The 22,009-nt window shown below is 66.8% G+C and carries 18 protein-coding genes; 8 read left to right on the top strand and 10 right to left on the bottom strand.

The genetic code is table 11. The features are described from left to right. Window positions 1–7: 7 nt before the first annotated feature. From PTT45_RS12325 to glgA, 5 genes are read right to left on the bottom strand one after another with little or no spacing between them, the layout of a single operon-like run. Window positions 8–292 carry a DUF2934 domain-containing protein gene (locus PTT45_RS12325; RefSeq protein ID WP_273813584.1) on the bottom strand — a complete coding sequence of 95 codons (285 nt, stop codon included), beginning with the start codon at window positions 290–292 and terminating at the stop codon, window positions 8–10. Then, window positions 279–3,083: a malto-oligosyltrehalose synthase gene (locus PTT45_RS12330; protein ID WP_273813585.1), complete on the bottom strand. Its 2,805-nt coding sequence runs from the start codon at window positions 3,081–3,083 to the stop codon at window positions 279–281. Before PTT45_RS12330 ends, PTT45_RS12325 begins: the two co-directional genes overlap by 14 nt. After that, window positions 3,076–5,133 (bottom strand): 4-alpha-glucanotransferase, encoded by a 2,058-nt coding sequence (malQ, locus tag PTT45_RS12335; RefSeq protein WP_273813586.1) that lies wholly within the window; start codon window positions 5,131–5,133, stop codon window positions 3,076–3,078. The genes PTT45_RS12330 and malQ overlap by 8 nt, the downstream gene beginning before the upstream one ends. Next, window positions 5,130–6,881 carry a malto-oligosyltrehalose trehalohydrolase gene (gene treZ, locus PTT45_RS12340; protein ID WP_273813587.1) on the bottom strand — a complete coding sequence of 584 codons (1,752 nt, stop codon included), beginning with the start codon at window positions 6,879–6,881 and terminating at the stop codon, window positions 5,130–5,132. The genes malQ and treZ overlap by 4 nt, the downstream gene beginning before the upstream one ends. Beyond that, window positions 6,881–8,380: a glycogen synthase GlgA gene (glgA, locus tag PTT45_RS12345; protein ID WP_273813588.1), complete on the bottom strand. Its 1,500-nt coding sequence runs from the start codon at window positions 8,378–8,380 to the stop codon at window positions 6,881–6,883. The genes treZ and glgA overlap by 1 nt, the downstream gene beginning before the upstream one ends. 322 nt (window positions 8,381–8,702) lie before the next feature. Here glgA and PTT45_RS12350 point away from each other — a divergent pair, with 322 nt between their 5' ends. After that, a complete protein-coding gene (locus PTT45_RS12350; RefSeq protein ID WP_273813589.1) occupies window positions 8,703–9,185 on the top strand; it encodes a CinA family protein in 483 nt (160 codons plus the stop codon). A 4-nt stretch (window positions 9,186–9,189) separates the two neighbouring features. Here PTT45_RS12350 and PTT45_RS12355 read toward each other — a convergent pair whose 3' ends face one another. Next, a complete protein-coding gene (locus tag PTT45_RS12355; RefSeq protein WP_273813590.1) occupies window positions 9,190–10,314 on the bottom strand; it encodes a mechanosensitive ion channel family protein in 1,125 nt (374 codons plus the stop codon). After that, window positions 10,311–10,658, bottom strand: a complete 348-nt coding sequence (locus PTT45_RS12360; RefSeq protein WP_273813591.1) for a hypothetical protein — start codon at window positions 10,656–10,658, stop codon at window positions 10,311–10,313. Before PTT45_RS12360 ends, PTT45_RS12355 begins: the two co-directional genes overlap by 4 nt. A 215-nt stretch (window positions 10,659–10,873) precedes the next feature. Here PTT45_RS12360 and PTT45_RS12365 point away from each other — a divergent pair, with 215 nt between their 5' ends. Then, window positions 10,874–11,344: a hemerythrin domain-containing protein gene (locus tag PTT45_RS12365; RefSeq protein WP_273813592.1), complete on the top strand. Its 471-nt coding sequence runs from the start codon at window positions 10,874–10,876 to the stop codon at window positions 11,342–11,344. Here the strand turns inward: PTT45_RS12365 and PTT45_RS12370 are convergent. Next, complete coding sequence (locus PTT45_RS12370; RefSeq protein WP_273813593.1) at window positions 11,325–12,500, bottom strand: carboxylate-amine ligase; 1,176 nt, start codon at window positions 12,498–12,500, stop codon at window positions 11,325–11,327. The two genes, PTT45_RS12365 and PTT45_RS12370, sit on opposite strands and share 20 nt — an antisense overlap. A 112-nt stretch (window positions 12,501–12,612) precedes the next feature. On the opposite strand from PTT45_RS12370, the gene PTT45_RS12375 reads away from it, so the two are divergent. From PTT45_RS12375 to fhuB, 6 genes are all read left to right on the top strand, one after another. Next, window positions 12,613–13,968, top strand: coding sequence for an iron-containing redox enzyme family protein (locus PTT45_RS12375; protein ID WP_273813594.1), 1,356 nt, complete (start codon window positions 12,613–12,615; stop codon window positions 13,966–13,968). A gap of 2 nt (window positions 13,969–13,970) precedes the next feature. Beyond that, a complete protein-coding gene (locus PTT45_RS12380) occupies window positions 13,971–14,936 on the top strand; it encodes a class I SAM-dependent methyltransferase (protein ID WP_273813595.1) in 966 nt (321 codons plus the stop codon). Window positions 14,937–15,007: 71 nt separating this feature from the next. After that, window positions 15,008–15,904, top strand: a complete 897-nt coding sequence (gene galU / locus PTT45_RS12385; protein WP_273814242.1) for a UTP--glucose-1-phosphate uridylyltransferase GalU — start codon at window positions 15,008–15,010, stop codon at window positions 15,902–15,904. A 305-nt stretch (window positions 15,905–16,209) separates the two neighbouring features. Then, a complete protein-coding gene (locus tag PTT45_RS12390; protein ID WP_273813596.1) occupies window positions 16,210–16,977 on the top strand; it encodes an ATP-binding cassette domain-containing protein in 768 nt (255 codons plus the stop codon). Continuing rightward, window positions 16,977–17,834, top strand: coding sequence for an ABC transporter substrate-binding protein (locus tag PTT45_RS12395; protein WP_273813597.1), 858 nt, complete (start codon window positions 16,977–16,979; stop codon window positions 17,832–17,834). Before PTT45_RS12390 ends, PTT45_RS12395 begins: the two co-directional genes overlap by 1 nt. Further along, complete coding sequence (gene fhuB / locus PTT45_RS12400; RefSeq protein ID WP_273813598.1) at window positions 17,831–19,846, top strand: Fe(3+)-hydroxamate ABC transporter permease FhuB; 2,016 nt, start codon at window positions 17,831–17,833, stop codon at window positions 19,844–19,846. Before PTT45_RS12395 ends, fhuB begins: the two co-directional genes overlap by 4 nt. A 95-nt stretch (window positions 19,847–19,941) precedes the next feature. Here fhuB and fhuF read toward each other — a convergent pair whose 3' ends face one another. Beyond that, window positions 19,942–20,691 carry a siderophore-iron reductase FhuF gene (gene fhuF / locus PTT45_RS12405; RefSeq protein ID WP_273813599.1) on the bottom strand — a complete coding sequence of 250 codons (750 nt, stop codon included), beginning with the start codon at window positions 20,689–20,691 and terminating at the stop codon, window positions 19,942–19,944. Between the two features lie 16 nt (window positions 20,692–20,707). Continuing rightward, on the bottom strand, window positions 20,708–22,003 hold the full coding sequence (locus PTT45_RS12410; protein WP_273813600.1) for a lysine N(6)-hydroxylase/L-ornithine N(5)-oxygenase family protein: 1,296 nt from the start codon (window positions 22,001–22,003) through the stop codon (window positions 20,708–20,710). Between the last annotated feature and the right edge of the window lie 6 nt (window positions 22,004–22,009).

Here is a 22,009-nt window from a genome sequence, read left to right on the forward strand (position 1 = left end):
CGTCACCTCAAACCTTGGGTGTCTTGGGCGTGCCGGAGCGCGGCGCACGCGGCTTCTTCAGCAGCTCTGGCTGCGCGGCCTGCGCTTCGGCCTCGGCCAGCGTCACGGCCTTGGGCTTGCTGATGCGCTTGGGCTTGAGCGGCTGCTGTTGCTGCAGCTGTTCACCGGCCGCCTCGGCTTCCGCCAGCTTGCGGGCCATGGCCCAGTGGCGGTCTTCCTGGCCGGCGGGTTTACCCTCGGATTCCCAGATCTGATAGGCGAATTCGCGTACGCGCTGCTCACTGATGCTCATGGTGCTGCTCCTGGGGATGGGGTTTGAGGCAGATGAGGTTGACCGGGAATTCCGCCAGCACTTCGGCCAGCGGCAGGGTCGCGCCGCCGGCCGGCTGGCAGGGTGGGAAGACGGCACTCAGGCACAGGCCGGCGGCGCCCTCCGGCAGCACCACGCGGGTATCGCCCCAGCGTTCGGCGGGCACCAACGGCTGGCTGCTCGTGCCGAGCAGATCGGCTGCCAGGCGCGGCACGATGGTGATCAGGTACACGCCATCCAGATGGCGAGCGAAGGCCAGGGCGCTGTCGGCGTGCTCGCCCTCGATGCGCAGCGGCAGGTAGTCGCCAGCCGCGAACAGTTGCGGACGGCCATGACGGATGGCCAGCACGCTGGCGATCAACCACTGCTTGATGCGTCCGTCGCGCCAGTGGCGCAGCAGATCGCCGGGCTCTTCCAGCCCGCTGAGCGAGTGCATGCGCGCGGTGAAATCCGGCAGCTGGCGGTTGTCCGGGTCGACCAGGCTGAAGTCCCAGTATTCGGCGCCCTGATACAGGTCCGGCACGCCGGGGGCGGTAAGGCGCAACAGGCACTGGGCGAGGGAGTTGAGCGCACCGGCCGGGGCCAGGTCGTTTGCCGCTGCGGCCAGTTCACGGCGCAGCTCGCGCCCGTTGTCGCCGGTCAGCAGGCGTTCGAGGAACTGTGCGCACGCCGCTTCGTGGGCGTCGTTCGGCGCGCTCCAGCTGCTGCTGAGCTTGGCTTCACGCAGGGCCTTCTGCTGCCAGCCGAGCAGGCGCTGCAGATAGATTTGCAGGCCAGTCTGGTCGTCCGCGGCCAGGTCGAGCGGCCAACTGCCGAGCAGGGCCTGGTACAGCACCAGTGCCTCGCCTGCGGTTGGCGCGATGTCGCTGCGCAAGGGCTCCGCCAGTTGCTGCCAGTGGCGCACCCGCTCGGCGTACCAGTTGGCGCGCTCGCTGAGCACGGCCAGGCGTGCGCGGCTGTCTTCGCCGCGCTTGTGGTCGTGGGTGGCGCTGGCCAGCAGGGCCAATGGGAAGTGTTGCTGGCGTTCCTGACAGAGGCGGTGAAAGTGTTCGAGCGGGCGGCTGAAGTGTTCCGCATCGAAGCCTACGTCGTAGCGCGACAGCAGCAGGCCGCTGCGGTAGAAGGCGGTGTCCTCCACGGCCTTGGCCGCCACCGGCGAGGTCAACTGCTGGAAGCGCGCCAGCACCCGCGCGCGCAGGCGCCGTGGCCGCCCCGGCGGCAGGTCGTTCAATGGCTGGCCGCCGAGCCAGCGGTCGAGGTGTTCCAGCAGCGGCCAGTCGGCCTCGGCCAGGGTCTGGCGCGCACCGTCCAGGGCCTGCTCGAACATGCGCCGATCCTGCGCGGAGCGACCCGCGCCGCCGACGTAGGTGCGGTACACCGGGAAGTGCACGATCAGCTCCAGCAGTGCACGGCGGATCGAGCCCAGGGTCAGGTCGCGGGTGGCGATGTCGTTGCGCGCCACCTGCAGCAGGCCCTGGGTGACTTCTTCCAGGTCACCGGCCAGCGAGCCGGTCAGCACCAGGCGGCGTGCCTCCAGCACTTCCTCGGCGAAGTCCGCCGGGCGCCCGCTCAGCTCGGCCCACAACTCGCGTAGGGGCTGTTCACCCTGTGGATCATGCTGCAGCAGCGACAGCTGGTTCATGAAGTCGTAGCCGGTGCTGCCGTCCACGGCCCAGCTGTCCGGCAGGTGCTCGTCGCTACCGAGAATCTTCTCCACGTAGATTGGGAAATGCCCGCCGTTCAAAGGCTGAGGACGTTTCTGCAGCAGCCGTTCGACCCGGCGGCGCAGACCGCGGCAGTAGGCATGCGGGTTGGCCAGGCCATCGACATGGTCGATGCGCAGGCCGTCGACCAGGCCCTGTTCGATCAGCTGGAAGATCTTGCCGTGGGTCAGCTCGAACACCTCGGGGCGCTCGACGCGCAGGCCGCCCAGCTCGTTGATGTCGAAGAAGCGCCGCCAGTTGATGTCGTCGGCCGCTGTGCGCCAGCTGGCCACGCGGTAGTGCTGGCGTTCGAGCAGCAGGTGCAGGCGCTGCAGGCCGGCGTCGCTATCACAGTGATAGCGCGCCAGCGCGCGGGGTATCGCCTCGCCGCCGACTTCCGGACGGCCCAGTTCGGCCAGCTCGGCGCACAGGCGCTGGGCCTCGCGCCAGGCGTTGCTGGAGCCCTGCAAGGCATCGAAGCGGCGCGCCAGGGCGGCCAGTGCCGCGTCGTCGGCACCGCGCAGTATCTCGCCGTAGCTGGGCGGGGTGATCGGCAGGCGGTGCTCGAAGTGCTGGGCGTAGAAGCTGCCGCGCTCGCGGTCGAAATGCAGGGCGATGTCGCCGTTGCCCAGCGCCTCGCCGTAGTCGCAGCGCAGGAAGGGCACCAGCAACTGGCCGGTCAGCAGCGGGTCGGGCGAGTTCCACTGGATGTCGAAGAACTTGGCGAAGGGGCTGTTCTGGCCCCACTCCAGCAGGTCCAGCCACCAGGGGTTGGCATCGCCGCCGACCGCCATGTGGTTGGGCACTATGTCGAGGATCAGGCCCATGTCGCGGCCATGCAGGGCCTCGGCCAGGCGCACCAGGCCCGGCTCGCCGCCGAGTTCGGGGTTGATGCGGGTCGGATCGACCACGTCATAGCCGTGCATCGAGCCGGGCCGCGCGGTGAGCAATGGCGAGGCGTAGATATGGCTGATGCCCAGGCGCGAGAAGTAGGGCACCAGCGACACCGCGTCGTGCAGGGTGAAACCCTGGTGGAACTGCAGGCGCAGGGTGGCGCGCAGATCAGCCATTGCCGGCCTCCCGACGCGCCGCATCGAGGCGCTCCAGGCGCTGCCGGGTGTCCGGCTGCTCCAGCAGTTCGCGGGCGGGCAGGGCGTAGCGCCGGCGCCAGTTCGGGTGGATGGCGCCGGGGCCAGGCAGGTTGGGTTGCTCGACCTGGCCGGTGGCATCCTCCAGTGGCAGCAACACCAGCGGCGCCGGCGTGCTGCCGAGGTAGTCGATGCAGGCCGTCAGCTGCTCGTCCGGGCTGCCGGCGCTGTTCTGCCGGCCGTGCTCGGCCAGGGCCTGGCGCAGGGCCGCGGTCTCGCGCTGGCGTTCGGCGCGGTCGTCCTGCTCGCGTTCTGCCTGGCTGTGGCCGGCCCGCAGGCGCCAGTCGATATCGCGCCCGGCGAACCAGCCACCCAGGCTCGGCAGGTCATGGGTGGTGCTGGTGGCCAGGGCATCGCGCGGCCAGTGCTGCGGCGCGATGAAGCGGCCATCCTGCTGCTCGAACAGCAGCACGCGCATGCCGAGGATGTTGCGCCGCGCCAGTTCTTCGCGCAGGCCCGTGGGTACGGTGCCGAGGTCTTCGCCGATGACCAGCGCGCGGTGGCGGTGCGACTCCAGGGCCAGCAGGCGCAGCAGGTCCTGCAGCGGATAGCGCAGGTAGGCGCCGTCCTGGGCGTCGCCACCGCGCGGAATGACCCACAGGCGCTGCAAACCCATCACATGGTCGATGCGGATGCCGCCGGCGTGCGCCAGGTTGGCCTGGAGCATCTCGATGAAGGCGCGGTAACCGTGGCGACGCAGCCCTTCGGGCGAGAAGGCGGCCACGCCCCAGTTCTGCCCGCTGCGGTTGAGGATGTCCGGTGGCGCGCCGACGGTAACGTCGCTCAGCAGCTCGCCCTGGCGCGTCCAGGCCTGGCTGCCGGCCGGGTCGGCGCCCACCGCCAGGTCGGCGATCAGGCCGATGCCCATGCCAGAGCCGCCGGCCACTGTCTGCGCGCTTTCCAGGCCATGGGCGATCAGCCACTGGCCGAAGGCATGCAGGCCGACCTCGTCGGCGTAGTCGCTGGCGAACGAGCGCACCGCCGGCCCGTGTGGATCACGCAGCGCCTGCGGCCACTGGCGCCAGTCGCCGGATTCGCCGCAACGCAGCATGTGGCCGTGCAGCGCTTCGAAGCGGCAGTGCTGCAGCAGGGCGTCGCCGCCGGCATCGCAGAAGGCGACGAAGTCGCCGAGCAGGGCGCCATCGAGCAGGCGGAAGTCGCGGTAGAGCTGGCTGAGCAGGCGCTGACGGGCCTCGCTCACTGCCGGCCAGTCGATCAGTTCCTGGCGCTCCAGGCGCGCCATTTCGTCCTGCAGGCCGCAGGTGGCGATGGCACTGGCAACCGCCTCGCTGCCCAGCAGCTGGCCCGGCGCCGCATGCAGCACATTGAAGAACAGTCGACTGGACGGCGAATACGGGCTGTAGTGGTTGTGCGCCGCACCGAACATGGCGTGCACCGGGCTGATCGCCAGCGCGTCGGCACCCAGGTTGGCCGCGTGACGTGCCAGGTCCTCCAGGGCGCGGGTGTCGCCGAGGCCGCCGTCGCCGTGGCGGCGCAGGCCATACAGCTGTGCGCTCAGGCCCCAGGCGCGGGGTTTGCCGCACAGCTCCTGCACGCTGCGGCAGGCGGCCGGAGTCACTGCCAGGGTCAGCTGCGAGGCGCCGATCTCCAGCCGGTAATAGCCGGGATGTTCGGGCGAGGGGAGGCTGGCCTGCTCGTCCAGGCGGCCGCTGAAGACCTGGCCGTCTTCGCGCGTCAGGTTGTAGGCGGCATGCGCTTCCCGGCCGCCCAGCCGCAGGTTGTCGCCCAGCTCGAGGGTCAGCAACGGCGGTACCAGTGCGGCCAGCTCACGCTGCTGCAGTTCCTCCAGGCTGTCGCGGATCTGCTGCTCGCTCTGCGCCGAATGGCCGAGCGACTCCAGCAGGCGCCGCTGCGCCTCTGGCGAAACTCGCTGCGCATGGCCATTGGCATCCACCCAGTCGATGCCGATGCCCGCGGCGTTGGCCAGCTCGGCCAGCAGGGCATCGCTCATGGCGTCACCTCCAGCGTGGCCAGGGCGCTGCGCGCGGGGAGCAGGCCGCGTCGGTACTCCTCGTCGTTGATCCGGTAGGCGCACAGCGGCTCGGCGGCCTGGGAGCGGGCGCCGGTCTCTATCGCGGTGTCGCCCAGGTTGATATCGATGCGCAGCAACTGGCCATTGCCTAGGCGCCAGCTGGCGGTCAGTGCGCCATAGGCCAGCACCTCCACGCCGATCGAGCGGGCGCCAGGCAGCCCCGGAACCACGTGGATCTGGCGCAGGCGCAACAGGCGCCGGTGGAAGCTCAGCCACTCGCGCTGGCGTGGCTGGGCGACCGGGTCCAGGTCGGGCCGCGAGCGCTCGAAGCTGGAGATGGCATTGGGATCGGGGATGCGCTGCAGCTGCGCCGGGTCGGCGAAGCGCGAGAACTCGGCGAACTCGCCACGGCGCCCGTCGCGTACGGCCTGGGCGAGCTCGTTCTGGTAGTCGGTGAAGAACAGGAACGGCTGGATCGAGCCCCATTCCTGGCCCATGAACAGCAACGGCACCATGGGCGAGAGAATCTGCAGCACGCTGGCGGCCTTGAGCGCGTCCTCGTCGGCCATGGCGGCCAGGCGCTCGCCGAAGGCGCGGTTGCCGACCTGGTCGTGGTTCTGCAGGAACTGCACGAAGGCGCTTGGCGGCAGATCGCCGCTCGGCTCACCACGTGGCTGGCCGTGGCGATTGGCCTGGCCCTGGTAGACGAAGCCCTGGGCCAGGCAGGTGGCGAGCTGGGCGGTGGGGTCGCTGGCGAAGTCGGCGTAGTAGCCCTCGCGCTCGCCGGTCAGCAGCACGTGCAGGGCGTTGTGGCCGTCGTCGTTCCACTGCGCATCGAAGCCGCGGCGCAGCAGTTCGGCGCGGTTGTGCTCGTTCTCCAGCACCAGGTGCACGTGGCGGCCGGGCTCGACGGCGGCGCGCACGCGCTCGGACAGCTCGACCAGAAAACCGTCGTCATCGATGGCATGCACCGCGTCCAGGCGCAGGCCATCGACGCGATAGTCCTGCAGCCACATCAGTGCGTTCTCGATGAAGAAGTCGCGCACCTCGGGGCGGCGGAAGTCGATAGCGGCGCCCCAGGGCGTCTGCCGGTCCTCGCGGAAGAAGGCGCTGGCGTACTGGCCGAGGTAGTTGCCTTCGGGGCCGAAGTGGTTGTAGACCACGTCGATGAACACCATCAGGCCCTGGCCGTGGGCGCTGTCGATCAGGTGTTTGAGGTCCTCGGGGCTGCCGTAGCTGCCGGCCGGGGCGAACGGCAGCACGCCGTCGTAGCCCCAGTTGCGCCGGCCGGGAAACTCGCCCAGCGGCATCAGTTCGATGGCGGTGATGCCCAGCTGGGCCAGGTGTGGCAACAGCGTTTCGACGCCCTGGAAGCCGCCACACAGGCCGGCATGCAGCTCGTAGAGCACGGTCTGGTGCCAGGGCCGCCCCTGCCAGTTCGGGTAGCGCCAGGCATAGGCCTGGTGCTCGACTACCCGGCTGAAGCCATGCACGTCGCCAAACTGGCGGCGCGATGCCGGGTCCGGCACGCGCAGGCGGCCGTCGATCAGATAGCGGTAGGCGCTGTCGGCCGGGCACGCCAGATCCAGTTCGAACCAGCCTTCGGCCTGTGCCTGCATGGCGTACAGCGAGCCATCCTGGGCCTCCAGCTGCACCTCGCGACTGTCGGGAGCCCACAGGCGAAAACGCGTGCGCTCCTGCAGGCGCTGGGCGCCGTGGCGATACATCACAGCGGGTCCGCCGCCATCGCCTGGGTGGCGCCCAGCAGTTGCTGGTAGAGGCGATCGTAGGGTTCCACCGAATCCTGCCAGCACAGCGGCGCGGCCATGGCGCGGCAGCGCATGGCGTCGAGCAGCTCCGGGTGGCGGTAGACGTTCAGCGCGCGCTGCACGGCCTCCAGGTAGCTCTGCAGGGTCGGCTCACGGAACAGGAAGCCGGTGACGCCATCCTCGATGGTGTCGGCCAGGCCGCCGGTGCGGCGGGCGATGGGCAGCGAGCCGAAACGCTGGGCGTACATCTGGCTGAGGCCGCAGGGCTCAAAGCGCGAGGGCATGAGCAGGAAGTCGCTGGCGGCGAAGATGCGCCGCGCGTCCGTCTCGTTGAAGCCGATGTGCACGCCGATGCGCCCCGGATGGCGGCGGCCTAGGTCGGCCATGGCGGCTTCCAGGTCCGGTTCGCCGCGGCCGATCACCACCAGGCGGCCGCCCTGGGCGACGATCTCCTCGGCCACGGCGCTGGTCAGGTCGATGCCTTTCTGCTGGACCAGGCGCGATACCACGGCGAACAGCGGGCCATCGTCGGCGTCCAGGCCGAACATGCGCTCGACGTACTCGGCGTTGGCGTGCTTGCCTTGCCACTGGCGGATGCCGAAGCCCTGCACCAGGTGCGTGTCGCTGCGCGGCTCCCAGCTCTCGTCGATGCCGTTGATGATGCCGCTGAGCTGGCCTGCATCGACCTTGGCGCGCAGCATGCCGTCCAGGCCGCAGCCGAAGTCCGGCGTGGTGATTTCCTCGGCGTAGGTATGGCTCACCGTGGTCACGTGGCTGGCGTAGACGATGCCGGCCTTGAGGAACGACAGCTTGCCGTAGAACTCCATGCCGTCGCTGTCGCAGGCCTCGGCGGGGATGCCCAGCTCGGCATTGCTCGGCATCTCGCACAGCCCCTGATAGGCCAGGTTATGGATGGTCAGCACGGTCGGGCTGGCCACCTGGCGCCAGGCCATGTAGGCCGGGGCCAGGGCTGCCGGCCAGTCGTTGGCGTGGACCAGCTCCGGGCACCAGCGGATGCAGGCAGTGCCGCTGGCGATTTCGGCGGCGGCCAGGCCCAGGCGGGCGAAGCGGATGTGGTTGTCCGGCCAGTCCCGGCCCTGGGTGTCGCCATAGGGCGTGCCGTCGCGCTCGTATAGCTCGGAGTTGATCAGGACATAGACGATCAGGCCGTCGGCCAGGTCCATACGCCCGATCTTGCAGGGCGGCAGGGCGGCCAGGCCGCCGACCTCGCCGACGATACGGATCTGCTGGCCGCTTTCGAGTACCTGGCGATAACCGGGAATCAGCACGCGCACGTCGTGGTAAGCCTGCAATGCCCGCGGCAGCGCTGCCGACACGTCCCCCAGACCACCCACCTTCACCAGGTCGGCGAACTCGGAGCTGACGAAGAGAATGCGCTTCTTCTGTTCACGCAGGCTCTCGACATGCAGGTGCGGTTGCTGCGGTGCTTGGTTCATGGCGTGTGAGTCGATTCGTGCGGTCAGTGCGGCATTGCCCATGTCGTTCTCCCTGTGAGGTGACGCGGCACCGGGTTTGCCGCTGGGCATGGGGCGGCGAGCAAGGCGAAGTGGCCACGTCGGCGCCAATCGCCGACTGGCGTCGTCTGCTGCGGAAACCGACAACCCCATACTCTTTCCCTGACTGACGTGCTTTGCGGAAAGTTTCGACTTTTTTGGCGGTTGGATCGGGGCACGCCACGTAGCGGGAAACTTGAACTTTGCAGGCGCCGGAACCTCCCCTTAGGGCAAGAGCAGAGCCCATTGCAGAGAGGTCGAGCAGATGCAGAGCGTCGAACAGGTCGTGCACTTTCTGGCGAAGTACCACCTGACCCTGAGCACCGCCGAGTCCTGCACCGGCGGCCTGATGGCTTCGCTGATGGCGGAGATTCCCGGCAGCGGCGAGGTGCTCGACAGCGGCTTCGTGGTCTATTCGCCGGAAGCCAAGCAGCTGTGCCTGGGCGTCAACCAGCTGACCATCGAGCGCTTCGGCCTGACCAGCGAGGAGGTGGCGCGGGAAATGGCCCTCGGTGCGCTGAAGATGGGCCATGCCGAAATCGCCCTGGCCAACACCGGCCTGGCGCAGGCCGACGGCCCCATGGACGGAGTGCAGTGCTTCGCCTGCGCCATGCGCATCAACGACCACGAGGGTGTGGTCAGCGAGACGCTCAAGTTCGAGGGTGAGCGCAACGAGGTGCGCTATGCGGCGGCGCGCTATGCGCTGCTGCAGCTGCCTTACTACTACGAGCGCCTGCGCGCGCTCTAGAGCTCTAGACCGGGGGCTGGCGTTCGGCCTCCACCACATTGCCCTCGGGCTGCTGATCCACCAGGTCGATGCCCGAGGCGCTGCCCACCGAGGCGCGCAGCTGCGGCAGGCAGCCGGGAAAGTGGGCACAGATGAAGTTCACCAGGTTCTCGCGCAGGAAGCAGCGCAGGTCCCAGTTGCGCGAGGAGTCCAGCGAGCTGACCAGCACGCGCAGCTGCAGGGCGCGCTCGCCGGCGTCCACCACCTGCAGCACGCTGACGCGGCCGTCCCACAGGTGGCGGGCTTCGCCGCACAGGCGCTCGAGCTCCTTGCGCAGCGGCTCCAGCGGCGTCGAATAATCGACCCAGAACACTACCGCGCCGGTCAGCGACGAGGTGCGCCGAGTCCAGTTCTGGAACGGGTGCTCGATGAACCATTGCAGCGGCACCACCAGGCGGCGGTCGTCCCAGACGCGCACGACCACGTAGCTGCCGGTGATTTCCTCGATGCGCCCCCATTCGTTCTCGACAATCACCACGTCGTCCAGGCGGATCGGCTGGGTCAGGGCGATCTGCAGGCCGGCGATCAGGTTGCCCAGCACCGGCTTGGCGGCGAAGCCCACGGCCAGCCCGGCGAGGCCGGCGGAGGCGAGCAGGCTGGTACCAAACTGGCGTGCGGCGGGGAAGGTCATGAGCATGCAGGCCGCACCGAAGATCACCACGAAGCCGCTGAGGGTGCGGACCAGCACGCGGGTCTGGGTATGGATGCGGCGGGCCTGCAGGTTGTCGACCACGTTCACCGGGTGGCGCGCGACGATGACCCGCTGGATCGCGTCGGCGACACGCAAGCCCAGCCAGGTGAAGGCGGCGATCATCGCCAGCGAGACCAGGCGCCTGGCGCCGTCGATCAGCATCAGCTCGTCTGGCGCGCTGCTCAGCACCATCTGCACGCCGAACAGCGGCACCAGCAGGCGCAGCGGGTCGCGGGCACGCTGCAGCATCTCGGCGGCGAAGGGCAGGGGCCGGGCGACGCGTACCAGCAGGCGCAGCGCCCAGTACATGATCAGGCTGGCGATCGTCGCGACCAGCAATGCCACCAGCAGGGTGCGGACTTCCGGCCAGGGCAACAGGTCGAGCCAGGCCTCGCTCATGGCTTGTTCTCCGTGATCTGGGCGAGCAGGTGGTTGACCGGCAGCAGCATCACGCCCAAGGCCAGCCATAGCACCAGCCCTGGCAGCAGGTGCCAGCCGTCGATGCCAGGCTCGATCAGCGCCCAGAGCCCGGCCAACAGGATCAGCAGGCTGTAGAACAGCACTGCCTCCGCACGGCGTAGCAGCAGTGGCACTCCGCCGAGCAGCAGGGCCAGGCCGGAGAACAGTGGCACCAGCGCCGGCTGCATCTGCGGATGGCGCAGGGCGACGGCGATTAAGGCAATGCCGCTGAGAGTCAGCAGCAGCCCGACGGCGCGTGCTAGCAGCAGGAGTCCACCCACCATGCTCAGTGTCCCGGCCGCCCAGGCCGGTTGACGGTCCACGCTAGTGCCATCGCAGGCGCCTCCTTCTGTCCGTGTCATGCAGATAGAAGGCCGGCGGCGGGCCTTAGTTCAGGCAAATGCCTTGGGCAATCGACGAGGCGAACTCGACGAGCGCTGCGGCAGTCACTGCTTAAGTCCGCTCACGGACCAATGACCGTACAAGCCTGGAGAACACCATGAACGCCGTAGAGCTACTCAAGCAGGACCATCAATTGTTCCGTCAATTGCTGGAGAAACTGACCGCCACAACCGAGCGTGCGGTGAAGACCCGCCGCGACCTCATCGCACGGCTGCAACTGGAGCTGAGCGTGCACACCGACATCGAGGAGACCATCTTCTATCCGGCCATCCAGAAGGCGGGCGGCAAGGAGGAGGCGGTGATGTTCGCCGAAGCCAAGGAGGAACACCGCACCGTGGATGCGCTGGTGTTGCCGGACCTGTTCAAGACCGCGCCATCCTCGGTGGCCTTCTCCGGTCGCGCCAAGGTGCTCAAGGAACTGCTCGACCACCACCTGGAAGAGGAGGAGAGCGACATGTTCCCCAAAGCGTCCAAGCTGCTGGGCAAGCAGAAGCTGGAAGAGCTTGGTGCGCAGATGGAGGAGCGCCGGCGCAGCCTGAAGCAGACGCTCAGTCGCCAGGCAGCGTAGGCGGGTATTCGACCAAGGGCGAGCGGGGCAGGGAGGCAGGCCGCTCGCACTGGCGAGCGGTTTCCTCGAGCAGGCTGTCGACCACCGCGCACAGCGCCTGTCGCTCGCTCAGCCCCGATCCTTGCGCCGCCAGCAGCACCCGGCGTTGGCGCTGCGCGCTGCTGCCTTCACGCAGTATCCGCGCGGCCTGGGTGAAGCTCTCGGGCTCGCCCGCAGCGCCGACCAACTGCTCCAGCTGCGCCAGCCACTCGGCGGCGCTCAGCTCGTCATGGCCCCGCGCATCGAGAAAGCGCGCAGCGCAGCCTTGGCGCCTGGCTCGCCAGTAGTTTTCCTCCAGCAACAGGCGTTGCAGGCCATTCAACTCGTCGTCCTTGGCATCCAGCGCCCAGGTCACCAGTGTGCGGAACAGGCCGGCGATGCACAGCGCATCCTCTACCAGGGGGCAGGCGTCGGCGATGCGCAGCTCCAGGGTGGCGAATCGCGCCGACGGGCGGATGAACCACCAGATGTCGCCGCGCCGCTGCAGCGCGCCGGCGGCCAGCAGGAGCCCGACATAGGCATCGAAGGCCTGCTCGTCAGGCAGGGGCTCGGGAATACCCATGCGTGGCCACTCGCCGCAGAGGCAGCGGCGATAGCTGGCCATGGCGCTGTCGCGGCCACCCCAGAACGGCGACGAGCAGCTCAGCGCCAGCAACAGCGGCAGCCAGCCGACAAGGCGGTTCATCACGCGCAGCCTGTCGTACCCGTTTGGCACCCCGACATGCACATGCAGGCCGGACACCAGGCTACGCCGGGCGATGTCGCCGTGGTCGGCGAACAGCTTGCGGTAATGCGGCGATTCGGTTGCCAGCTGCTCGCGCCAGTCGGCGAATGGGTGGCTGGCGGAGCCCAGCAGGCCGATGCCATGTTGCCGAGTCAGCGTATTCAGACGCTGCCGCGACTCCTGCAGCCAGGCGCGGCCCTCATCCAGGCTCGACAGGATGGGGCTGACCAGTTCGATCTGGCTCTGGAACATTTCCTCGGCCAGGCAGGGGCCGAGTTCGTGTCGGTAGGCCGGCAGCAGGGTTGCGGGTGGCCGGCGGATGACATCGCGACTGGCCAGATCGACCAGCAGAAACTCTTCCTCGATACCGAAGCTCAAGCTTTGTTGTGGCATGGCGCCCTCCTGTTCAAGGGACGGGCGCGGCCACCGGCGAGTTCATCCAGAGTGTGGAATCTTTGCTGGCCAGGGCACTCCCAGTGATAGCGACCACGAAGCCAGGAGCATGATGAGCCCGATCAGTCCATTGACTGCGGTGGATTGCCACCCGGTACGCGACACCTACGAATCACTGCTGCAGGCGCAACCCGACGCCGCGGCCCTGGCGCGCGCGGGTGACTTTCTCGACACCCAGCTGGTCGTCGCGGAAATGCTGCCCTGTGATCTGCCGGATTCCCCCGAGCACATGCTGGCCTGGGGCAGGGCAGAGGCCCGTCGCACCACCGAGGCCTATGCGAGCTATCTGCAGACCCGCAAGCGCGGCGAGCCACGCCGATACTTCAGCAATCTGGCCCATGCCCTGTACTTTCTGCGCGCGGTGGCGCCGACCAAGCTGGTGGACGGCGCCTGGCTCTACGGCCTGCTGCCGCACTGGCCGGAAGTGCGTTTGCAGCCGCTGATCCAGACTTACCTGGAGGAGCTGGGCAATGGCGTGGCCGCGCAGAACCATGTGCTGCTGTACCGCCAGTTGCTCGCCGAGAACGGCTGCGACGAACTGGGCGGGCTGAGTGACGCGCACTATATCCAGGGCACGCAACAGCTGGCCCTGGGCCATCTGGCCGAACGCTATCTGCCCGAGCTGATCGGCTACAACCTGGGCTACGAGCAGCTGCCGCTGCACTTGCTGATCTCTACCTACGAGCTGCGTGAGCTGGGCATCGATCCCTATTACTTCCAGCTCCACGTGACCATCGACAACGCCAGCTGCGGGCACGCCCAGCGCGCAGTGCAGGCGCTGCAGGACAACCTGCCGGTGGTGGGCGATCGCCAGGCGTTCCTGCGGCGGGTCAACCAGGGTTATCGGCTCAACCAACTGGGGCTCGGCAGTACGCGAGTGATCGCAGACTTCGACCTCGAGCGCGAACTGCTGGCAATGCTCGAACGCAAGCGCCAGGTCGCCGGCACGGTGCACTCCGACCATTGCCGACTGGACGGGCGCACGATCAACCAGTGGTTGGCCGAGTCCGGGAACATGCCTGGATTTCTCGCGGCGCTGCAGGCACGTGGCTGGCTACACCGCCACCAGGACCCGAGCGAAAGCCGATTCTGGCAGCTGGTCGACGGGCCGCGAGCGGCCATGTTCGGTGTGTTCAGCGGCTATGAGCGGCAGCTGCTGCACGACTGGATAGCCGGCGATTGGCAGCCTGCAGAACAGGTAGCACCGCAGCGCCGACGCAACCGAGACGAAGAGGGCCCAGAGCCAGTAGGCGACTTCGCCAGCGAGACCAGAACACTGCTCGCGCAACTGGAGGGCCTGGCGGTAGCTGAACAGAACCAGCGGCTGATCCAGTTGATGACACCTGCGTTGCACCACAGCCCGGCCGGCCTGATGGCCACCCGTCTTTTCTCTGCGAGCTACTGCTGATCATGAGCCGACTCAACCGCTCCCTGCTGCACCTCGGCCAGGCGCTGCACGCCAGGGCCTACCGCTTCACCAGCGTCACGCCGCTCACCCAGCAGCGCGTCAATGCGCGCGCGCAGAACGCCTGGGCAACCGACCTTGCCGGTGTATTCGGCTGGAGCCGGCCATTCCATCCGGACACCGTGGGCGAGGAGCTCTTCGGCCTGATGGACAGCGCCGGTGTGCTGCACAGCACGGCGAATGGCGGCTGGCTCAGTACGGTGCGTTGGTCCAGCCTGGATGACGAGCTCTACGTGCACTCGTGCTACCCGACTTCGCAGGCCGATGCGGTGTTCTTCGGCCCTGACACCTACCGTTTCGCCCAGGCCATCGAACAGCATCTGCGCCGCCAGCCACCGGAACAGCTGCGCCGGGTCCTCGATATCGGTTGCGGGGCAGGGCCGGGAGCACTGTTGGTGGCGCGGGCCTGCCCGAGCGCCGAGGTGCTGGCCGTGGACATCAATCCGCTCGCCCTCGAATACACAGACGTCAACGCCCGGCTCGCCGGCATCGGCAACCTGCGAACCTTGCGCAGCGATCTACTGGCTTCCATCGGCGGTGAGTTCGACCTGATCCTCAGTAACCCGCCCTATATGCTCGACCCGCAGGGCCGTCTGTATCGCGATGGCGGCGGAGAGCTGGGCGTCGGGCTGTCCCTTGCCATCATCGACGAGGCGCTGGCGCAACTGGCACCTGGCGGCTGCCTGCTGCTGTATACCGGCGTGGCAATGGTTGGTGGGCGCGATCCGCTGCTGGAGTACTGCAAGGCCACGCTGCCAGGACAAAGCGTGGTCTGGAGTTATCGCGAGATGGATCCGGACGTGTTCGGTGAGCAGTTGCTGGAGCCCGGTTACGAGGCGGTTGAACGTATTGCCGCAGTAGCGCTCACCATTACCCGCAGTCGGCGAGAGGAGGGTGGCTGGCAGCGCTGAAAAACACTTGAACCGCCGGACGCAGCCACGGGTCAGCACTGTGTAAATGACTCGACTCGGTGATGACCACAATGATCAAGAAATGCCTGTTTCCTGCCGCCGGCTACGGCACTCGTTTTCTTCCCGCCACCAAGTCGATGCCCAAGGAGATGCTGCCAGTGGTCGACACGCCACTGATCCAGTATGGGGTGGAGGAGGCGTTCGACGCCGGCCTCGACCAGATCGCCATGGTCACCGGGCGCGGCAAGCGCTCCCTCGAGGATCACTTCGACATCAGCTACGAGCTGGAGCACGAGATCAGCAACACCGATAAGGAGCACGCGCTGCGCGGCATTCGTCGGCTGATCGACAACTGCACCTTTTCCTATACCCGGCAGATCGCCATGAAGGGCCTAGGGCACGCCATTCTCACCGGCCGCCCGCTGATCGGCGATGAGGCCTTTGCCGTGGTACTGGCCGACGATCTCTGCCTCAACCCCGGGGGTGACGGCGTGCTGATGCAGATGGTCAAGCTGTACAACCAGTTCCGCTGCTCGATCGTTGCCATCGAGGAGGTGCCAGCGGAAGAAACCGGCAAGTACGGGATCATTTCCGGCGAGGCGATCCGCCACGATATCTTCCGTGTCGATCGCATGGTGGAGAAGCCGCGACCCGAGGACGCGCCGTCCAATCTGGCGATCATCGGCCGCTACATCCTGACCCCGGACATCTTCGACCTGCTGGAACAGACACCACCAGGCAAGGGCGGCGAAATCCAGATTACCGACGCGCTGATGAAACAGGCACAACAAGGCTGCGTGCTGGCTTACAAATTCCAGGGACGACGTTTCGATTGCGGATCAGCCGAGGGCTACCTGGCAGCCAGCAATTTCTGCTTCGAACACTTCTACAAGACCAGACAGGAACGCCAACGTCCCAAAGTGTTGGAGCAGGAGGAGCACGAAGCTCAGGAGGCAACGCCGGCGTAAGTATGCGCGGCGCTGATTGAGTGGGATGGCTAGGATCGACCAGGCGACATGGAAGTCGAAGAGCGGCTAACTCAGCTGGGACGTGAGAGGCGGGTTGATGAATCTGTATCTCAGCAGCGTCATCAGCGGCTCTCTCGTAATACATAATTTAACATAATATACATTATGCGAATTTATAGATTAGGCTCTGAGGTCCCAGCCCTTCGATTTTGTTGTGACTTGTTTCTATTAAGTCTTGTTTGCAGTGGATAATCGTTTTTAGCTAAAGTCCCCGCCTTCGAGAAACCGGTGCTCAAGGATCGACCATGTTCCGACTCGATGCAGTCAGTTTCAGCTTGCCGGAGCGCACGCTCCTGCATCCGCTCACGCTCGACATTCCTCAGGGCCAGATGGTTGGTCTGATTGGCCACAACGGCTCAGGTAAATCCACGTTGCTGAAGATGCTGGCTCGCCAGCAACCGGCAAGCGCTGGTCGAGTGCTGCTGGACGACAAGGCTGTGGCCGACTGGAAGGATCGGGACTTCGCTCGCCAGGTTGCCTATCTGCCGCAGCAACTGCCGTCTGCCGATAGCCTCACGGTACGCGAGCTGGTCGGTTTCGGTCGCTATCCCTGGCACGGTCTATTGGGCCGCTTCAGCGCCGAGGATCACGCCAAGGTTCGCGAGGCCATGGAGCTGACTGACACGCTGCGCTTCGCCGAGCGTATGGTCGACAGCCTTTCCGGTGGCGAACGCCAGCGTGTGTGGCTGGCCATGCTGCTGGCGCAGAACAGCCGTTACCTGCTGCTGGACGAACCGACCTCGGCCCTCGACATCGCTCACCAGGTGGACGTGCTCGGCCTGGTACACCGGCTCAGCCAGCAACTCGGCCTGAGCGTGATCGTAGTGCTGCACGACATCAACATGGCGAGCCGCTACTGCGACCGCTTGATTGCGCTGCACAGCGGTAGTCTATTGCTGGACGGCACTCCGGCCGAGCTGATGACCAACAGCAACCTGGAGGCCATCTATGGCCTGCCCATGCAGGTGCTCAGCCATCCGCGCGGCCAGCAACCCATTGCCGTGGTGGTCTGATGCGCTGGTTGTTCTTCGCCTTTCTGCTGCTGGCAGGCCTGGCTCAGGCCGATGGTCGCCAGCCACGCATCGCGGTAATCGACTGGGGTCTCACCGAGACATTGCTGGGACTGGGCGTGACGCCCATCGCCGTGGCCCAGACCGAAGGCTATCGGCGCTGGGTGCAGGCCCCCGAGCTGCCCGCTGAGGTCATCGATCTGGGACTGCGCATCGAGCCGAATCTCGAGCTGCTGAGCGAGATCAAGCCGGACATGATCCTCATTACCCCGCAGTTTGCCGCTAGCCGTGCGCAGCTGGAGCGCGTTGCTCCGGTGCATATGCTGGCCATCTATACGCCGGAGGCCGAGGCCTATGTCGGCGCCCAACGAGTGACCCGCGAGCTGGCCGAGCTGCTCGGTCGTCAGGCCGAAGGCGAAGCCATGATTGCTCGCATCGATACCCAGATGGCACGGGTCAAACAGCGCTTGGCCACCCGGGATCTGCCACCTTTCTATGTGATGACCTTCCTCGATCAGCGTCATGTGCGCCTGTTCGGCAAGCAGAGCATCTACCAGGGGGTACTGGATCGCACCGGGTTGCGCAATGCCTGGACTGGGCCGACCAACTATTGGGGCTTCAGCCAGCAGGGTATCGAGCGTCTGGCCGAACAACCCAGCGCCGCCCTGCTCTATCTGGAACCTATGCCGCCTGGCACCGAAGATGGTTTGGCTGGCAGCGCCCTGTGGCAGCAACTGCCGGCGGTGCGTGAGCAGCGCCTGTACGGCTTACCACCGGTTTGGAGCTTTAACGGGCTGATGGCTGCAGAGCGCTTCGCCTACCTGCTGGAGGCGCGTCTGGCGCCGGAGAGCGAGCAATGACCGATCTGCTGGCCCAGGGGCCGTTGCCTACCCGCGAGCGTCGTGGATTTTCCGGCCATCCTGGCTGGCTGTGCTCCGTGCTGCTGGTTCTGGCTCTGGGACTGGCGCTGAGCGATCTCGGTCGTCGCCTGCCTCTCGGCGAGTGGGCGCAAGCCATGATCAGCCCTGCCGAAGGCGACATGCAGCAGCTGATCCTGCATTTCAGCTGGCTGCCACGGCTGTTTATGGCGCTGCTCTGCGGCGCCGTGCTGGCCCTGGCGGGCACCCTGATGCAACAGGTGCTGCGCAATCCGCTGGCTTCGCCGACCACCCTGGGCGTATCCAGTGGCGCCCAGTTCGGCCTGCTGGTGGCCACGTTGTGGGCGCCCTGGGCGCTCGATTATGGCCGCGAGTGGGTCGCCCTGGCTGGTGGTGGTATCGCCGCAGCGCTGGTATTTGCCCTGGCCTGGCGCCGCGGCCTGGCACCGCTGACGCTGATCCTCGCCGGCCTGGTGGTCACCCTGTATCTCAGTGCCTTGAACGTGACGCTGATGCTGGTACAGCAGCAGGATCTCAACGCGGTATTCATCTGGGGCTCCGGCTCGCTCAGCCAGAACAGCTGGAGCGGCGTGCAGTTTCTGATTCCGCGCCTGGCCCTGGGCGTGTTGCTTCTGCTACCGCTGTTGCGACCGCTGGCGCTGCTGGAACTGGACGACAGCGGTGTGAAGAGTCTCGGCGTGCCGCTGCGTTTTCTGCGCTTCGTCACCCTATCCCTCTCCGTATATCTGGCCGCCTGCGTGGTCAGCACAGTCGGCGTGATCGGTTTCATCGGCCTGGCGGCGCCGGCTCTGGTGCGCCTGTTGGGCGCTCGCACCCTTGCCCAGCGTCTGATCTGGGCACCATTGCTAGGCGGCTTGCTGCTGTGCGTCACCGACCTGGGCATTCAGCGCCTGGCCGGTAGCCTGGCGGAACTGGTGCCCACCGGAGCGGCCACCGCGTTGTTGGGCGCCCCACTGTTGCTCTGGCTGCTGCCCCGCCTGCGTCTGGCTGGCGGGCAGCCGCAGAGCGGCGATAGCCAGCATTTTGCTCGCCACCCCTTCCCCGCTCGCCGCCTGGTGCCAATGGCACTGTTGCTGGGTGCGGGACTGCTGATGGCCCTCGGTCTGGGTCGCGGGCTGGATGGCTGGCAGTGGAACCTGGGCGATCTCGCCGTACTCGACTGGCGTTGGCCTCGGGTGATGGCTGCCGCCGCAGCCGGTTGCATGCTGGCGCTGGCCGGCTGCATGATCCAGCGCCTGACCGGCAACCCGATGTCCAGCCCCGAGGTGCTCGGCATCAGCGCCGGCGCGGCGCTGGGGCTGATCGCCCTGCTCTTCCTGCTGCCCTATTCCGGCCCACTGGCCCAGCTGGCCCTGGGCGGGCTGGGTGCCGGTCTGACGTTGCTGCTGTTGCTCGGGCTATCCCGTCGCTCCGGCTTCGCCCCGGAAAAGGTGCTGCTGATCGGTATCAGCATCACCGCGCTGTTCGACGCCCTGCAGGTCATATTGCTGGCCGGTGGCGACCCGCGCGGACAGAACCTGCTGGGCTGGATGTCCGGCTCCACCTACTTCGTCGGCCCGCAGATGGCTATCTGGGTACTGGTGTGCAGCCTGATCCTGCTGGCCGCCGCCCTGCCCTTCGGCCGCTGGCTGGAACTGTTGCCGCTGGGCGAAGGTACTCCGCGAGCGCTTGGCGTGCCGCTGGGACGCAGCCGCTTCGTGTTGCTCCTGCTGGCGGCGCTGCTGACCGCTGGCGCCACGCTGATCGTCGGGCCGCTAAGTTTTATCGGCCTACTCGCGCCGCACCTGGCGCGCTTGCTCGGCCTGGCCCGCGCGGTGCCACAGATGCTTGGTGCAGCGTTGCTTGGCGCACTGGTGATGGTGGCGGCGGACTGGTTGGGCCGCACAGCCTTGTTCCCGGCGCAATTGCCGGCGGGACTACTGGCGTCCTTGCTGGGCGGCGCCTATTTCATGCTGTGTCTGTATCGGCGCTGAGGGGCTCGCTGAAGGCAGGATACCAAAGGGCACTTGCTAGCCTCGGGCAGACTAAGGGGCTACTCACCAGCAAGGCGAGTAACCCAGCGCAGCCATCAATCCAGTACCGCAGTACCTTCCGCTGGCGGCTCTTCCAGCAGCGGGCAGTTGTCGCACATCTCCATGCCCAGTTCGTTGCGGATGCAGCACAGCTTGCGCTGGCGCCAGGGTGCACAGCCTTCGTCCTGTGGCACGTAGCTGACCGGCTCGAACAGCGGGTTGCGCGTACCGTCTGGACGCAGCTTGCTTTCCAGCACCTCGAAGCCCTGAGCCAGCATCGGCTTGGGGAACGGCAGGCCGCCGAGGGTCGACATGAACCACTCGAAGTAGTTGCCGGCGTTGCTCCACAGGACACGGGCAGCGATCTTGCGATGGGCCCGCAGGCCATCGATGAAGGGCAGCAGGTTGTCGTCCATCAGCCCGGAGAAGCGCTCGAAACCGTTGGCTGGCGCGGCGCTCCAGCGCTCGCCGGCATGCGGCAGCTTGAATGCCTCGGGCAGGCCGTCGGCACCGACCACCACCTGGATCTCGTCGAAATCCAGCGGCAGGCGCCAGTTCATGATCAATCCTGCCGCCAATACCGGCGGAATCAGGCGCAGGAAGTAGTACTTCGACCATAGCGACATCAGCGCCCGCCGATCGCCCTCGGCATGCTCGGGGCCGAAGCGCAGCATCTGTTCTTCAAGACGCTCGGCGCTGACAAACTCACGCCCGGGCAATGCCGGGCGTGGGTCATCCGCAAGGGTCAGTACATCGCGGTAGTGGGCGAAAGGCCCTTGGAACAGCGGGGCAATGGCCGGGATCATCGGCCCCCCGCCTGGGTCAAGCACATGCGCTGGCGACTCCTGTCGATTGGCGCCGACGGCTGTTGTCCAGCAAGGCGTCGACCACTTCCTGTGAACGTATGGCCAGTACCGACAGTAGCGTGTCGCTCAGGCCGTGGCTGGCCTCGCAGCAACCCTGCAGGTAGATACCCGCGCTCATCTGCGGCTGGCAGCTCAGACGATAGTCGCGCTCCACGCCGTCGCCAAGATGCTGCTGTAGGCCTTCGAGTAGACGCTTGTAGCCATCGCGGCGATAACCGGTGGCCAGCACGACGGCATCGAACAGGCGATCCTCGCGGCCTTCCGGCCCATTCAGGGTCAGCTGAATGCCATCGGTGCCGGCCTGCACTGCCTCGATGCTGCGCTGGGTCAGCAGGCTGTGCGGCGCATGACCGGTGACCTTCTGCAGGTACAGGCGGTGGTAGATGCTTTCGATCAGGTCGAGATTGACCACCGAGTAGTTGGTCTGGGCGTTGGCCTGGATGAACGCCTCGCGCGCCTCCGGAGCCTGACCGTAGACCACGTCGGTATAGGACGGGTCGAAGATTTCGTTGATGAACGGGCTGTCGTCGGCCGGACGCAGAGCCTGGCTGCGCATCACCATGCTGACTTCGGCCGCCGGGAAGCGCCCGCACAAGTCGCTGAAGATTTCCGCCGCGCTCTGGCCGGAACCGATCACCGCCACACGCTTAGGCTCGGCGCAGCCGTGGATGCGTTCCAAGTAGCTGGAGGAATGGATCACCCGCTGGTCACCGCGCAACGAGCGGAACATCTCCGGCACCACCGGTTCGCCACCGATGCTGACCACCAGGTTGCGGGTGATGCGCGCACGGGTGCGGCCGTCGGCTAGGCGCGAGATCACCTTGACCCGGGTCACGTCGCCGCCGTCCAGCACAGGTTCGACGCCGATGACTTCCTCGCCGTAATGCACACGGTCGGTGAACTGGGCTGCGGCCCAGCCTAGGTAGTCGTTGTACTCCAGGCGCGATGGCGTGAAGGTACTGATGTTGATGAAGGCTTCCAGCCGACGCTTCTGGTGCAGGTAATTGACGAAGGTGTAGCGGCTGGATGGATTGCGCAGCGTAGCCAGGTCCTTGAGGAAGGATATCTGCATGCGACTGTCGTCCAGCAGCATGCCGCCGTGCCACTCGAAGGCCGGCTTCTTCTCCAGGAAGCAGTAGCGCAGACCGTTTTCACGCACGCGGCGGTCTTCGTCCAGGGCCACCGCGATGGCCAGGTTGGCGGGCCCGAAGCCCAGCCCGATCACGTCGTATTCCAGTGTTTCTATGCTCATGTCAGG

Source organism: Pseudomonas sp. Gutcm_11s (assembly GCF_028649395.1).
GTDB lineage: Bacteria > Pseudomonadota > Gammaproteobacteria > Pseudomonadales > Pseudomonadaceae > Aquipseudomonas.